The 14,772-nt window shown below is 38.5% G+C and carries 16 protein-coding genes; 10 read left to right on the top strand and 6 right to left on the bottom strand.

What is annotated here, in order from left to right; all coding sequences use genetic code 11:
• Window positions 1–8: 8 nt before the first annotated feature.
• The 8 genes from DZC72_RS11035 to DZC72_RS11000 all read left to right on the top strand — a co-directional run bounded on the left by DZC72_RS11035 (window position 9) and on the right by DZC72_RS11000 (window position 8,896).
• Window positions 9–629, top strand: coding sequence for a tRNA (guanine-N1)-methyltransferase (locus tag DZC72_RS11035; RefSeq protein WP_125222988.1), 621 nt, complete (start codon window positions 9–11; stop codon window positions 627–629).
• Window positions 630–662: 33 nt separating this feature from the next.
• On the top strand, window positions 663–1,103 hold the full coding sequence (locus DZC72_RS11030) for a GNAT family N-acetyltransferase (protein WP_125222987.1): 441 nt from the start codon (window positions 663–665) through the stop codon (window positions 1,101–1,103).
• A 13-nt stretch (window positions 1,104–1,116) separates the two neighbouring features.
• Window positions 1,117–1,791, top strand: coding sequence for a tRNA (guanosine(37)-N1)-methyltransferase TrmD (gene trmD / locus DZC72_RS11025; RefSeq protein ID WP_125222986.1), 675 nt, complete (start codon window positions 1,117–1,119; stop codon window positions 1,789–1,791).
• A gap of 132 nt (window positions 1,792–1,923) precedes the next feature.
• Window positions 1,924–2,274 (top strand): 50S ribosomal protein L19, encoded by a 351-nt coding sequence (rplS, locus tag DZC72_RS11020; protein ID WP_099546525.1) that lies wholly within the window; start codon window positions 1,924–1,926, stop codon window positions 2,272–2,274.
• 647 nt (window positions 2,275–2,921) lie between these two features.
• Window positions 2,922–5,141 (top strand): NADP-dependent isocitrate dehydrogenase, encoded by a 2,220-nt coding sequence (locus tag DZC72_RS11015; protein WP_125222985.1) that lies wholly within the window; start codon window positions 2,922–2,924, stop codon window positions 5,139–5,141.
• Between the two features lie 270 nt (window positions 5,142–5,411).
• Window positions 5,412–7,802: a TonB-dependent receptor gene (locus DZC72_RS11010; RefSeq protein ID WP_125222984.1), complete on the top strand. Its 2,391-nt coding sequence runs from the start codon at window positions 5,412–5,414 to the stop codon at window positions 7,800–7,802.
• Between the two features lie 3 nt (window positions 7,803–7,805).
• Window positions 7,806–8,660 carry a DUF4249 domain-containing protein gene (locus DZC72_RS11005; protein WP_125222983.1) on the top strand — a complete coding sequence of 285 codons (855 nt, stop codon included), beginning with the start codon at window positions 7,806–7,808 and terminating at the stop codon, window positions 8,658–8,660.
• A complete protein-coding gene (locus DZC72_RS11000; protein WP_125222982.1) occupies window positions 8,657–8,896 on the top strand; it encodes a DUF6095 family protein in 240 nt (79 codons plus the stop codon). Before DZC72_RS11005 ends, DZC72_RS11000 begins: the two co-directional genes overlap by 4 nt.
• On the opposite strand, the gene DZC72_RS10995 is transcribed toward DZC72_RS11000, so the two are convergent.
• Window positions 8,893–9,570: a DUF4294 domain-containing protein gene (locus tag DZC72_RS10995; RefSeq protein WP_243641718.1), complete on the bottom strand. Its 678-nt coding sequence runs from the start codon at window positions 9,568–9,570 to the stop codon at window positions 8,893–8,895. The genes DZC72_RS11000 and DZC72_RS10995 overlap by 4 nt on opposite strands.
• A 215-nt stretch (window positions 9,571–9,785) precedes the next feature.
• Here DZC72_RS10995 and DZC72_RS10990 point away from each other — a divergent pair, with 215 nt between their 5' ends.
• Window positions 9,786–10,874, top strand: coding sequence for a M42 family metallopeptidase (locus DZC72_RS10990; RefSeq protein ID WP_125222980.1), 1,089 nt, complete (start codon window positions 9,786–9,788; stop codon window positions 10,872–10,874).
• Between the two features lie 35 nt (window positions 10,875–10,909).
• Window positions 10,910–11,467: an NUDIX hydrolase gene (locus DZC72_RS10985; protein WP_125222979.1), complete on the top strand. Its 558-nt coding sequence runs from the start codon at window positions 10,910–10,912 to the stop codon at window positions 11,465–11,467.
• Here DZC72_RS10985 and hisS read toward each other — a convergent pair.
• The 5 genes from hisS to rpsF all read right to left on the bottom strand — a co-directional run bounded on the left by hisS (window position 11,451) and on the right by rpsF (window position 14,543).
• Window positions 11,451–12,827, bottom strand: coding sequence for a histidine--tRNA ligase (gene hisS, locus DZC72_RS10980; protein ID WP_125222978.1), 1,377 nt, complete (start codon window positions 12,825–12,827; stop codon window positions 11,451–11,453). The genes DZC72_RS10985 and hisS overlap by 17 nt on opposite strands.
• A 62-nt stretch (window positions 12,828–12,889) precedes the next feature.
• Window positions 12,890–13,360 (bottom strand): DUF6495 family protein, encoded by a 471-nt coding sequence (locus DZC72_RS10975; RefSeq protein ID WP_125222977.1) that lies wholly within the window; start codon window positions 13,358–13,360, stop codon window positions 12,890–12,892.
• A gap of 74 nt (window positions 13,361–13,434) precedes the next feature.
• The gene (rplI, locus tag DZC72_RS10970) at window positions 13,435–13,887 is read right to left on the bottom strand and encodes a 50S ribosomal protein L9 (protein ID WP_125222976.1); all 453 of its coding nucleotides are present in this window, start codon (window positions 13,885–13,887) and stop codon (window positions 13,435–13,437) included.
• A gap of 12 nt (window positions 13,888–13,899) precedes the next feature.
• A complete protein-coding gene (rpsR, locus tag DZC72_RS10965) occupies window positions 13,900–14,196 on the bottom strand; it encodes a 30S ribosomal protein S18 (RefSeq protein WP_125222975.1) in 297 nt (98 codons plus the stop codon).
• 5 nt (window positions 14,197–14,201) lie between these two features.
• Complete coding sequence (gene rpsF, locus DZC72_RS10960) at window positions 14,202–14,543, bottom strand: 30S ribosomal protein S6 (protein ID WP_099546515.1); 342 nt, start codon at window positions 14,541–14,543, stop codon at window positions 14,202–14,204.
• Between the last annotated feature and the right edge of the window lie 229 nt (window positions 14,544–14,772).

The raw sequence follows: 14,772 nt of genomic DNA, 5'->3' as shown, positions 1-14,772 counted from the left end.
AAATACGAATGAAAATTTCAAGGTTATTATTTTTTCTGGCGGTCCTACTTACTGCCAGTGTAAGTTTTGCACAGGATTCAGAAGATGATGAATCTCTATCCCTGGACAGTGGTCCTATTGGAAGTCAATTTGAATATGTCACCAAAAAGTCCGGAAATTACCGTGCAGATGGAGTACGTTATGAAGTAGTTAGGGAAACAAACCTCTACAAATTACGGGAAAACGTCCTTGACTCCTTAAAAGCCTTTAACAAAAGAATAGCTGAACTTAATTCTACGATTTCGGAGCATGAAACAACCATTAGCTCTATAAACAAAAAACTTGAGGAAACCACAACGAATTTAGCCGCAGTTACGGAGGAAAAGGATAGTATGTCCTTTTTAGGCCTCTCAGTATCCAAAGGGACTTATAATATTATATTGTGGACCATTATTGCTGGTCTGTTTATCTTATTGGGTTTGTTTGTTTATAAATTTAGAAGCAGTAATATCCTGACCCAAGAAGCCAAGCAGAACCTTGCCGAATTGGAAGTTGAATATGAGGATCATAGAAGACGGGCTTTGGAACGCGAACAGAAAATTAGTAGAAAGCTACAGGACGAGCTCAATAAACAAAAGAAAGCGAAATAATTTTAAGCTCCCATTTGGGAGCTTTTTTTAATAATGATTGTAAGACAGGCCCATATCACAGATTTGGAACTTATAGTTCCATTATTTGATCAATATAGGGTTTTCTATGGTCAAGCATCTGATTTGAATAGGGCGAAAGTTTTTTTAGAAGCACGATTTCAACACAAGGAATCCATCATATTTGTTGCTTTTAAAGAGTATATACCAGTCGGGTTTTTACAACTTTATTTTTCATTTTCATCGGTATCCCTTGAATCGACCCTCATTCTGAACGATATTTATGTAAACCGAAATTATAGGAATTTAGGTGTTGGCAGCTCTCTTTTAAAAAATGCCCAAGAATACTGTAGAAAAAACCAATACAAAGGCTTGGCTTTAGAGACCGCAACAGACAATCCCGCACAAAAACTATACGAAAAATTGGGTTGGACGAGGGATTCGCACTGTTTTCACTACTTTTGGCCCGCGAAATAAATCAGTTGTTCCAATGCGAATTGATATCATTACCGTTTTGCCGGAATTGCTTAAAAGTCCGTTCGAGGCATCTATTTTAAAAAGAGCCATTGATAAAGGTTTGGTAGAAGTACACCTTCATAATTTAAGGGACTATACGGACAATAGTTACAATCAAGTAGATGATTATCAATTTGGAGGAGGGGCCGGAATGGTTATGATGATAGAGCCTATAGATAAATGTATTTCCCAGCTAAAATCGCAAAGGAACTATGATGAGGTCATTTATATGACTCCGGATGGAAGTACACTTAATCAGAAAATGGCGAATAGTCTCTCCCTACTTGAAAATATAATAATTCTTTGCGGACATTATAAAGGAGTAGATCAACGCGTACGGGATTTGTTGATAACCAAGGAAATATCCATTGGCGATTATGTATTATCCGGTGGGGAATTAGGGGCTGCAGTCCTTTGCGATACTATAATTAGACTGCTCCCAGGCGTACTTAATGATGAAACATCGGCCCTGACGGATAGTTTTCAAGACGGTTTATTGGCTCCTCCCGTGTACACAAGACCAGCGGAATACAAAGGAGTAAAAGTCCCAGAAATTCTATTAAGCGGAAATTTTGGAAAAATAGAGCAATGGCGGGAGGAAAAAGCTCTCGAACGAACGGAGAAATTAAGGCCTGATCTTTTGCAATAGAGGATCAAGTAAAATAAAAAGATTAAAATATTTGTAGATGTTAATTTTCGAAGTATTTTTGCACCCTGTTAATTCAACCTCTGACGAAAATCGTGAAAGTTGATTTGATTTAATTCCAATAGTAAGATTAAAATGGAATCATTAATAAAGTTTGTACAGGACGAGTTTGTAACAAAAAAGGAGTTTCCAAAATTTTCAGCGGGTGATACTATTACGGTGTATTACGAAATTAAGGAAGGTGAAAAAACACGTACCCAGTTTTTTAAGGGAGTGGTAATTCAAAGAAGGGGAACCGGAGCTACAGAAACATTTACAATTCGTAAAATGTCCGGAACGGTTGGTGTGGAAAGAATTTTCCCAATCAATTTACCTGCTCTACAAAAAATCGAGGTTAACAAAAAAGGTAAAGTTCGTAGATCACGTATTTACTACTTTAGAGGTTTGACAGGTAAAAAAGCAAGAATTAAAGAGGTAAGATCTTAGTTTTTACTTTTAAATCACATAAAAAAAACACCGAATTTATCTCGGTGTTTTTTTATGAACAATTGTTAAAACCCCTAGTTCATAAATTGTTCATTATTAATTAGTTGGAAAAATAGCTTTCATATGGATTTTTTTGTTATATTTATGTGTGATTAAAGGGAGAACGCTGAGGTAGATAGTAGTAACCTCCCCATCACTATAAAGTTTACGTTCTTTATATTGTTGCTTAATCAAGATAGATTTTTTCTAGGGAATCATTTATCAAGATGAACATTGGGAATAATGGCTGTCGCTTTTATTACCTATGTGGGCATTGAAAATTAATACTTTCATAGTTTTAATATTCAAATGCTAAGGCAACATAAACGAAGTGTAGAGTAAATGCTTGATTATAGAATTTAGATTGAAACACATTTCAAACGTTGATTTAGTGACGCAGAAGCAATCAAGGGTTGCAGTTCTAATTAATTTTAGAACAACATGTCTGTAAGCTATTTCTAAAAAGCCATGTCAAGGTATAAGTACTTTGATATGGCTTTTGTTATTTCACAAAGCTTCTCAAAAGGCCTTAAATATTCAGTAACTACCCCCCTATTTAGGCTAGATAAAATTGTATATTTGCACCGCTTGAACTAAAAAAAATACGAATGTCCAAAATTTACTATACCAAAACCGATGAAGCACCGGCACTAGCAACGGCCTCATTCCTACCTATTGTCAAAGCTTTTACAAAGACTTCGGGAGTTGATATTGAGACGAAAGATATCTCCTTAGCTGGGAGAATAGCTGCTGTTTTTCCTGAATATTTAACCAAAGAGCAACAAGTTCCCAATGATTTGGACGTGTTGGGAGAGCTTGCTAAACAACCTGAGGCCAATATTATAAAACTGCCCAATATCAGTGCTTCAATTCCTCAATTGAAGGAGGCTATAGCGGAGTTACAATCAAAAGGATATAAAATACCTGATTACCCAGATGAACCAAAGACTGACGACGAAAAGGAAATTAAGGCCAAATTTGATAAAATAAAAGGGAGTGCCGTAAACCCAGTATTAAGGGAAGGAAATTCCGATAGACGTGCTCCAAGAGCAGTAAAGAATTATGCGAAAAAGAATCCACATTCCATGGGTGCCTGGTCTTCTGATTCCAAAACCCATGTGGCCACCATGTCACATGGTGATTTTAAATCCAATGAGAAATCACTAACGATTCAATCCGCCACGGAGATACAAATAGTTCAACAATCCGAAAGTGGAACAAAGAAAGTTTTAAAAGAAAAATTATCCTTGCAAAACGGTGAAATCATTGATGCCACTGTTATGAGCAAAAAAGCACTGTTGGCCTTTTTAAAGGAACAGGTGCAAGACGCCAAGGAAAAAGGAGTCTTATTCTCCGTGCATCTAAAGGCAACCATGATGAAGGTCTCAGACCCCATCATCTTTGGACACGTGGTAGAGACCGTGCTAAAACCTGTTTTTGAAAAAAATGCGGACACATTTGAAAAAATTGGGGTAAATCCAAATGACGGTCTAGAGGTTTTGTATAATAAATTGGATAAATTACCTGCTGAGCAAAAAGCGGAAATCGAGGGTCAAATTGTTTCAGAACTTGAAAAAGGCCCCTCTTTGGCCATGGTCAATTCCGATAAGGGGATTACCAACCTTCATGTGCCCAGTGATATCATTATCGATGCATCTATGCCAGCGATGATTCGTAATTCCGGTAAAATGTGGAATTCAGAAGGTAAAGCACAGGATACCAAGGCCGTAATCCCGGACAGTAGTTATGCAGGTATTTATTCCGCTACCATAGATTTTTGTAAAGAACACGGAGCATTTGATCCAACTACCATGGGTACCGTTCCCAATGTAGGTTTAATGGCGCAAAAAGCTGAGGAATACGGTTCTCATGACAAAACATTTGAAATTCAAGAAGCTGGAACCGTACAGGTAATTGATTTGAATACAGGCAAAGTTTTGTTGGAGCATGCAGTAGAACAAGGGGATATTTGGCGTATGTGTCAAGTAAAGGACGCCCCTATCGAAGACTGGATAAAGCTTGCAGTTTCCAGGGCAAGGGCAACAAACGATCCTGCAATTTTCTGGTTGGATGAAAATAGGGCTCATGATAGAGAACTGATAAAAAAAGTTAATCAGTACCTACCACAACAGGATACAGATGGATTGGATATTCAGATTATGTCTCCTGAAAAAGCTACACAATACACGCTTAATCGTATTAAAGCAGGAAAGGATACCATCTCTGTTTCTGGGAACGTACTTAGGGATTACTTAACGGATTTATTTCCCATTCTTGAAGTAGGTACCAGTGCCAAAATGCTATCCATTGTGCCTTTGATGAACGGAGGTGGATTATTTGAGACGGGCGCCGGTGGTTCCGCCCCAAAACATGTAGAGCAATTTTTGGAGGAAGGCCATCTCAGGTGGGACTCCTTAGGTGAGTTTTTGGCTCTTGGAGTTTCATTGGAGTTTTATGGGGAAAAAAATAAGAATCCAAAAGCCAAGATTTTGGCCGATGCTTTGGATGCCGCTACTGAAAAGTTCTTACTAAACGATAAATCACCCTCCAGAAAAGTGAAAGAGTTGGATACTAGGGGAAGTCATTTTTACTTGGCCAAGTATTGGGCGGAGGCCTTGGCAAATCAGGATAAGGACACAGAGTTAAAATTTCTTTTTTCAAAAGTGGATGCACAAATTCAGGAGAAGGAAGAACAGATTTTAAATGAATTGATGGACGCGCAAGGAAGTCCACAGGACATTGGGGGTTATTATAAACCAAATCCAAATTTGGAATCCATTGCAATGCGGCCGAGTGATACCTTGAATAAAATTTTGGATACGATATAAGTTCCATGTTAAACTGTTCAAAAGCCTCCAAAGTGGAGGCTTTTTTTAGTGTAATATACATTCAAATAAAAATTTTATTATTGATTCTTTCTATCCCCCTTCTTATGATTATTGTAGAGAAATACTTGAAACATTAATAAACTTAAATGGAGGTACGAACACAAATGAACTTTGTAAATTTTGACCCATGCCTAAAGCCAGAAATTGTATAAAATATAGTTAACCTTCAAATTGGTTACGTAATTCTAGTTATTTTTGGAAAAAACTTCTATGAACAAGCCTCTTTGGCTATTTCTGTTTCTTTGTTCTTGCTTTATCATATGTGTTTCCGCACAGGAAAAATTCACCTTGAGCGGCGTAATTACGGAGGATTCCAGCAACGAGACCTTAATTGGTGTTACAATAGCCTTTCCAAGCTTGGGAAGTGGCGTTACTACGAACGAATATGGCTTTTACTCCATCACCTTACCCAAAGGGAAATACCAAGTGGTAATAAGCTATTTGGGATTTAGTGATATTGTTGAGGACATTTCCTTGGAAAAGGATTTGAAAATGGATTTTCAGCTTTCAGAGGAAGCGGAGCAGCTTCAAGAAGTTGTAGTTACTGAAAACTCCGAAAAATTGGATATTAGAAAACCTCAAATGAGCGTAAATACGCTTACTGTTGGAACGATAAAAAAAATCCCCGTAATCCTTGGAGAAGCCGATGTGATAAAGTCCATTTTGTTGTTGCCAGGAGTCACCAATGCTGGCGAAGGTGCATCGGGTTTTAATGTTAGGGGAGGTTCGGTCGACCAAAATTTGATTCTTTTGGATGAAGCGATCATTTTTAATTCTTCCCACCTATTCGGCTTTTTTTCTGTGTTCAACCCAGACGCCATTAAGGATATCAAATTGTACAAAGGAGGTATTCCCGCCAGGTATGGCGGCAGGGTATCATCTGTTTTGGATATTTTCCAAAAAGAAGGGAATAGCAAGGAATTTAAAATGAACGGCGGGATCGGTGCCGTGGCGAGTCGGCTGCTTTTGGAGGGTCCCATTATAAAGGACAAAGCCGCATTTCTCATTGGAGGAAGGGCTTCGTATGCCCATTTGTTCCTTCCCTTGTTCGATTTGGACAATACGGCCTATTTCTATGATTTGAATACCAAACTCAATTACAGAATAAATGAAAATAACAATATCCTTCTTTCCGGATATTTCGGTAGGGATGTATTTGGCATTAGCGATAGCTTCGTAAATACCTACGGAAATGCGGTAGGTAACTTTAGATGGAACCATCTTTTTTCGGATAAGTTATTCTCCAACCTCTCCTTGATTTATTCCGATTACTACTATGGGTTAAAGTTGGACTTTGTGGGCTTCAATTGGAACTCCGGCATCCGGAATTTCAATGTGAAATATGACCTAAAACATTACCTGAACGACAAATTACAGGTCAATTATGGCTTGAATAATATATACTACCAATTCAATCCCGGTAAAATAGAACCCAGTAATGAGAACTCAGGGATTCTAGAGGAACAATTAATTCAAAAATATGCTAATGAATTTGCGGCCTATGTGGATTTAGAACATCGGTTAACGGATAATCTTAGCTTGGGTTATGGACTTAGATTCAGCTATTTTAATCGATTGGGGCAAGATGAAATTAATGTTTATGCAAATAATAACCCGGTAAATTTTGATCCACTTTTATCCATTTATCAGGAAGCGGACCCTATTTCGGTTGCCACACCCGGGAGAAATGAAAGTCTAGCAAAATTCACAAATTGGGAACCTAGAGTATCAATGTCCTATACCTTAACGGAGGATAGCTCCATAAAAACGAGCTACACACGTTTAGCCCAATATTTGCACCTTTTATCAAATACCGCCTCCCCTACTCCTTTGGATGTTTGGACACCCAGCGGTCCATTTGTAAAACCCCAATTACTGGACCAATACGCATTGGGCTATTTCAAAAGCTTCAAAAACGATGACTATAGTCTGGAAACCGAAGTCTTTTATAAAGATGTGCAAAATAGAATTGACTACATTGATGGGGCTAACCTAATTGCCAACAATTCAATAGAGCAGGTTATTTTAAATGGAGAAGCAAGGGCCTACGGACTTGAACTTTTATTCCGAAAAAATGAAGGTAAATTTCAGGGATGGTTATCCTATACCCTATCCAAATCAGAACAGCGAACTCCTGGTAGGTCTATAAGCGGAACAAATACTGTAGAGACAGGTATTAATAATGGAAAATGGTACAATACCCCATTTGATAAGACGCACGATATTTCCTTATTTGCAAGTTATGATTTAAACGACAAATGGAGCTTTAACACCAATTTTGTCTACCAAACGGGACAACCTACCAATTATCCAGTGGGGCAATTTGAGTTTCAAGGACTCACGGTACCTTATTATGGACAAAGAAATGAGCAGCGATTGCCTGATTATAACCGATTGGATATTTCAGCGAGTCTCACCCCAAGAAAGAACAAAAACAGAAAAATAAAAGGGGAATGGGTTTTTAGTATTTACAACGTTTACAACAGAAGAAATGCCGCTTCCATCAATTTCAGAAGAAATGACGATACTGGGGCAAACGAAGCGGTTAGAACTTCTATCTTCGGAATCGTTCCCGCAGTAACCTATAATTTTAAACTATAAGTAATGCAAAGATTTTTTTATTGCTTATTGGCCATAACCTTTCTACAATCCTGTGAAGATGTGATAGAAGTCGATTTACCCTTGGAGTCTCCGCGTCTATCGGCTGATGCTATAATCAAATTGGACACATCGGTATCTGTATCCACTGCTCAAATAAAACTTAACCTAACCAGCTCATTTTTTGAGGATCTCGACCCTGTTTCCAATGCTGAGGTAATTATTAGGAATCTTGATTTTATATCGAATGATCCCTTGGAAAGTAATGACATCATCTTGGAAGAAGTATCCCCGGGAATATATGAAGCCGCAAGGAGTACATCCTTTTTTACATCGGGACAATTGGCGCTATTTATAAATTTCAATAGTGAGCGTTACTATGCCAAAACTAGATTTGTACCCACTTCGGAAATAGAAACCTTGGAACAAGGAGAGCAAACCCTATTCACAGGTGAGGAAACTGAGATCATATTGAGTTTCATCGATAATGGTACACGTGACGATTTTTACATTTTTGATTTTGGATTTAACGAATTTCTGGTTACCGAAGATGAATTCTATCAAGGACAGCGGTTTGAGTTTTCCTACTTTTATGATGAAGTTGAACCTGGACAAGAAATGACCATTAGTATATTGGGAGCAGATGAATCCTTCTTTAATTATATGAATCAAATTATTGTTCAAGCAGGTGGGGACCAAGGCCCCTTTCAAACTCCGGCGGCTACAGTAAGGGGAAATATCTTTAACGTGACTGGCGTTGAGAATCCTGAAGATCTTGAATCCATTGGACAAACGAACAATTTTCCTCTAGGATATTTTGCCGTGGTACAGGAATATAAAAATACCATTACGATAGAATGAGAACGGACAAGGAAATGATGGTACAGGGCATAAAAAAGTTGGCCCTCACCGTATTTTTAATGTTTTTGGCCCCTATCGTTATTTGGCAAGCCTTTAAAAACGAGGAACATCCCCTTTATTGGCCCATCCTAGTCATTGGATTGATATTGGCCATGTATGCCATTTATTCCGGTTTTAAAGGTATCCAAACGATAGTTGACGCTCTTTTTGGAGGTAAGGGAAAACCGAAAAACTAATTGCTTGGGTGATTCTTCACAACCGGCTTTTTCCACTTATTGTAAAGTTTATTATAATCGTAATCCAAAACCGTTTCCTGTCTTTCCAATTGCCCGGCTGAAAAAGCCCTTTGCAGAATGTCCTCTATAAGATAATCCTCCTCTATTTCATCAGGATGGAACTCCTCTTTAATACTTATTTTAAAAAGCTTTGCCGTTGTATTGTACCAAAATGCCCTCCAACCATTTCTTAGTTCCTTTACCAAATCGAAAGCCGTGGTGCCCGTTTGTCTGTATATCAATTTCACCAAAATCTGCCCCTCCGTTCTGGTCAGCTTTTTTAACTCTTCCGAAAACTCTTCTTCAATATACTTTTGAACCTTTCGAGTATATTTTTTACGCTTTCTGGTTTTTGTGATCGTTGCAAGGCTGTCATTCAGTTCCACCAAACGCTCTGCAGCCAATTTGGCATATGGATAAACCTTATGGGTCTTACGCCGTAAGATGTAATACCTCAGTTTATCGTCATAGGAGGAAAATTGAAGTTTACCAAAGACATAGGCCTCTTCCAAGGAAATGGAACTCTGAACTATAGAATCTCCTGCCAGTATGATCAATTGCTCAGAAATCGAATCCAGTTCCTGCTCTTCTACCTGTCCTTCTGTTTTTACAAAGAACATCAGGAAAACAAACATTAAAAAACTATTCCTTATCATAGCCATTATTTGTACAAAAGCCTTGCCAAAATTAACGATAATTGATTGAGCATATTATTAAAAACAAGTGAATATTGTTAAGTTTGTAGACAACTTTACAAAGTAGGATTTACTTATAATTTCGAATACTTAATTTGAAGTGTTTATGCGACTTTGAAAGTTAGAATCTTGATTTTTGAGTTAAAAAAATATATATGGCGAACAAAACTATCATTACCAAAAAATCATTGGATTTTTTTGAAGAGTATCTAAACAACGCGGCACCTACCGGTTATGAATGGGAAGGACAAAAGCTTTGGATGGACTATTTAAAACCTTATGTAGACACTTTTATTACCGATACGTATGGAACTGCCGTAGGGGTCATTAATCCCGAATCAAAATATAAGGTCGTCATAGAAGGCCATTCTGATGAAATATCGTGGTACGTTAATTATATTACGGATAACGGGCTTCTTTATGTGATCAGAAACGGAGGCAGTGACCATCAGATAGCTCCCAGTAAATGGGTGAATATACACACCAAGAACGGTATTGTTAAAGGAGTTTTTGGATGGCCCGCAATACACACCCGAAAAAACGATAAGGAAGAACCGCCCAAATTGGATAATATCTTTATTGATATAGGGGCAAAGGACAAGGAAGAGGTAGAAAAAATGGGAGTCCACGTAGGTTGCGTAATCACCTACCCGGATACCTTTCAAGTATTGAACGGTGATAAGTTCGTTTGCAGGGCCATAGATAACCGTGCAGGAGGATTTATGGTTGCCGAGGTTGCCAGGCTATTACATGAAAACAAACATAAACTTCCTTTTGGATTATACATTACCAATTCGGTTCAGGAGGAGATTGGTTTACGTGGTGCGGAAATGATTACCCAGACCATTAAACCGAATATCGCCATTGTAACGGATGTTTGCCATGATACGACCACTCCGATGATTGAGAAAAAGACCCAGGGCCACACAGAAATAGGTGCCGGTCCCGTCATTTCCTATGCGCCTGCGGTACAGAACAAACTTAGGGAACGTATTATTGAAACCGCCGAAGCAAAAAAGATACCTTTCCAAAGATTGGCGGCTTCCAGAATGACGGGTACCGATACAGATGCGTTTGCCTATAGTAATGGAGGAGTTGCGTCCGCGTTGATTTCCTTGCCCCTACGCTATATGCACACCACTGTGGAAATGGTCCACAAGGACGATGTGGAAAACGTGATACGGCTTATTTACGAAACGCTTTTAACCATTAAAGAAGGTGAAACCTTCAGTTATTTTGATTAATAATAAAACCCGCCCATTGGCGGGTTTATTTTTATATGGACGAACTCGTAGATATTCTAGACAACCAAGGAAATCCTTTGGGAGTTTCCCGTATGAAATCTGAAGCGCACCGTGAGGGATTTTTTCACCCCACGGTGCATGTTTGGTTTTACACGTCGGATGGTCAGGTTTTGATTCAACAAAGGGGTCGGCAAAAGGACACCTACCCCCTACTTTGGGACGTTTCGGTAGCAGGACATATTGGTGCTGGTGAATCAATTGAAAAATCGGCGGTCCGGGAGGTATCCGAGGAAATAGGTCTTAAAATAAGACCATCAGATTTACAGAAGATTGGAGTGTTCAAGTCGGTTCAAAAACACTCTGAAAGCTTGATCGATTGTGAATTCCATCATACCTTCCTATGTGAATTAAGGGTATCCCTGGAAAAACTAAAAGAGCAGGAAAGCGAAGTAGAATCTCTGGCTTTGCTGCCTATAATCCAATTTAGGGAGGAAGTTTTAGGTTTAGGAACGGACAAGTATGTACCCCATACAAAAGAGTATTACTCTACGATTATCGAAGCCTTGGAAAAAACGTTCAGAGCGAATCTATAAATTGCTGGGTATCGGACAAAGAGTATGTTTTTTGATCACCACTTTGCATATTCTTAACCACAAAAGAGCTATTTATTAGCTCCTCCTCGCCCAAAAGAACCACGTAGGGTACGTTCCTATTATTGGCATATTTAAACTGTTTGTTCAGTTTAGCATCGGATGGATAGATATCCGCCTTAATTCCATGTTTTCGTAAAACCGTGGTAAGTTTTAAAGCCGCCAAACCTTCCTTGGCACCAAAATTTAAACACAGTACATCCAATGAACGATCTATGGATTCAGGGAAAAGTCTCAACTCCTCCATAACCAAATAGATTCTGTCCAGGCCAAAGGAAATACCTACTCCGCTAACATTGGGTAGTCCGAAGATTCCGGTAAGGTCGTCATATCTGCCACCACCACCGATCGATCCCATAGAAACGCCTTCCGGTGCTGCCACTTCAAAAATGGCCCCTGTATAATAATTGAGTCCACGGGCCAAAGTAACATCAACGACCAACTTTGCGGATTGCAAACCTAAGCTAGTAATGGTCTCCATAATAAACCGAAGTTCATCCACACCTTTTTTGCCTTCTTGGGAGTTGACCAATAAGGCATCCAATTTATTCAACTGGTCCGTATTGCTACCTTTAAGGTTGAACAAGGGCGATGCTTTTTCAATAGCAGATTGCGAAATACCTTTAGAAAGCATTTCCTTTTTTACACCATCTTCCCCAATCTTGTTCAGTTTATCCAATGCTACTGTAAAATCGATCAACAAATCCTTAGCTCCAATGACTTCGGCAATGCCTGCAAGAATTTTACGGTTGTTCAATTTAATGGTAACACCTTCCAATTTTAAGTCGGCAAACACAGTATCGTAAAGTTGAATCAGTTCTACTTCCTGTAGCAGTGAATCTGAACCAACCACATCAGCATCACATTGATAGAATTCCCTAAACCTTCCTTTTTGAGGCCTGTCCGCACGCCATACCGGCTGTATCTGGTAACGTTTAAACGGAAAGTCCAGTTCGTTCTGGTGCATGACCACGTATCGGGCAAAAGGTACTGTTAAATCATAGCGTAAGGCTTTTTCAGAAATACTTGAAGTTATTTTATTAGAATCCTTTGAACTATATAATTCGTCATTGACCTTATTCAAAAAGTCTCCCGAATTCAAAATCTTAAAAATGAGTCGGTCGCCCTCATCCCCATATTTGCCCATCAAGGTTTCTGAATTTTCGAAGGAAGGAGTTTCAATAGGTTGAAAACCAAAGGTTTGAAAATGTCTTTTGACTACATCAAAAATATAGTTCCGCTTTACAACTTCGGAGGGTGTAAAATCGCGGGTTCCTTTGGGTATGGAAGGTTTTTGTGCCATTGGATTTATAATGTAAAATGCCCTTTTTTTTCGGTAGTATTATAAGTGCAACAAATATCGTGTTATCCTATTACTTTATCAAACCACTGATATAATTCTCCTTTGGTAATTATGGCCCCTTGTTTGATTAATTCAAATTTATCTTTATTGGGGTCGTCCGTATAGGCCTTGGATGCGGTCATATAATCCACAAAATCAGATTGCCAATTCTTTTTGAACCAATCAAAACCGACCTTGGTGGTCAAATCTATCTCCGGATTCAAAACTTTTACCGCAATGAGTTTCATTTCCTTATCGGTCAAATGGAATAGATGCATTTCTTGGTCTGAAATATTCTCCAAGAAGGTAACTTTTGTCAGTACTCCTTCCCATACCAAATCGCTGAATATATCCAATTCCTCTTCCGCTACTTTGGGTTTATTTTTCTTGATTTCGTCCCATTCGATCTTATCGATTGACTGCGTTGCCAGAAAGTTAATGAATTCAGGATGAAGCTCTTCCAGTTGTTCCTTTGTAAGTCTGGTGTATTTCATTCTTGTATTTAAAGGCATGAAACAAATAAGCCCTTCAGTTTCCTGAAAGGCTTATGTACAAATTTATAATCGTATTAGTTCTGCTCTGCCACAACCTCAAAAGGAAAATCAACAACGACCTCTCTGTGAAGTCGGATCTGGGCATTGTAGGGTCCGGTTCTTTTAACGGAACCACCTTGAATGCTAATGAACTTCTTATCGATTGTATGTCCTTCCTTTTCAATTGCATCCGCCAAATCAGCATTGGTTACTGAACCGAACAATTTGTCGCCGGCACCGGCCTTTGCAGCAATTTTCAAGTCCAAGGCCTTAAGGGCCTCAGCAGTTTTCTTAGCGGCATCCACAACTTTCTTTTCTTTGTGGGCTCTCTGCTTTAAGGTTTCGGCCAAAACTTTTTTAGCCGAAGGAGTTGCCATGGTCGCTAAGCCCTGAGGAATAAGGTAGTTTCTACCGTATCCGTTCTTAACGCTAACCAAGTCATCTTTAAAACCTAAATTTTCTACGTCTTCCTTTAATATAAGCTCCATGATTCTTTTCTTTTATTTTAATAAATCACCAACATATGGCATTAGCGCCAAATGACGAGCTCTCTTCACCGCCTGAGCTACTTTTCGTTGATACTTCAAGGAAGTACCTGTAAGTCTTCTGGGTAATAACTTACCTTGCTCGTTCACCAATTTCATTAGAAAGTCGGCATCCTTGTAATCAATATATTTGATACCGGATTTCTTGAACCTACAATATTTCTTTTTTGAGTTGGTCTCTATGTTTAACGGGGTAAGATATCTTATCTCCCCATCTTTTTTTCCTTTTGCCTGTTGTTGTAATGTTGACATAGTACTTAAGCTTTAGCAGTTTTGTTTCTTGTTCTTCTCTTTTCTGCCCACGCGACGGCATGTTTGTCCAATTTTACGGTCAAAAAGCGCATGACGCGTTCATCTCTCCTAAACTCCTGCTCGTAAGGCATAACGACCTCACCGGTGCTAGTAAATTCGAACAAGTGGTAAAAACCACTTTTTTTATTTTGGATCGGATAGGCCAATTTTTTTAGGCCCCAATTCTCCTTGGCTACCATTTTGGCGCCATTGTTAATTAAGAAATCCTCGAATTTCTTAACTGTTTCCTCTATCTGTACATCAGATAGAACGGGATTTAAAATGAAAACAGTTTCGTAATGGTTCATATTATATTTATTTAAAAGGAGTGCAAAAATAGATACTTTTTTTCAATAATTATAAGAAATGAAGAAATTCTTCGTTATAGCTAGGAAGAAAATTTTAAAAAGTATAAACCAAATCTTAATAACTTATGATCATTGCCATCTATACAATAAGAAAAGCATTGTTTACATCTTTTGTTGCAGTTGACCGTGTTTTTTCGGTAATTTGTCGATGATTTAACCCCACAAATCA

The organism is Maribacter algicola (assembly GCF_003933245.1).
Classification (GTDB): domain Bacteria; phylum Bacteroidota; class Bacteroidia; order Flavobacteriales; family Flavobacteriaceae; genus Maribacter; species Maribacter algicola.
Note: the sequence above shows the minus strand (reverse complement) of the source record. Positions and strands in the feature narration are given on the sequence as shown.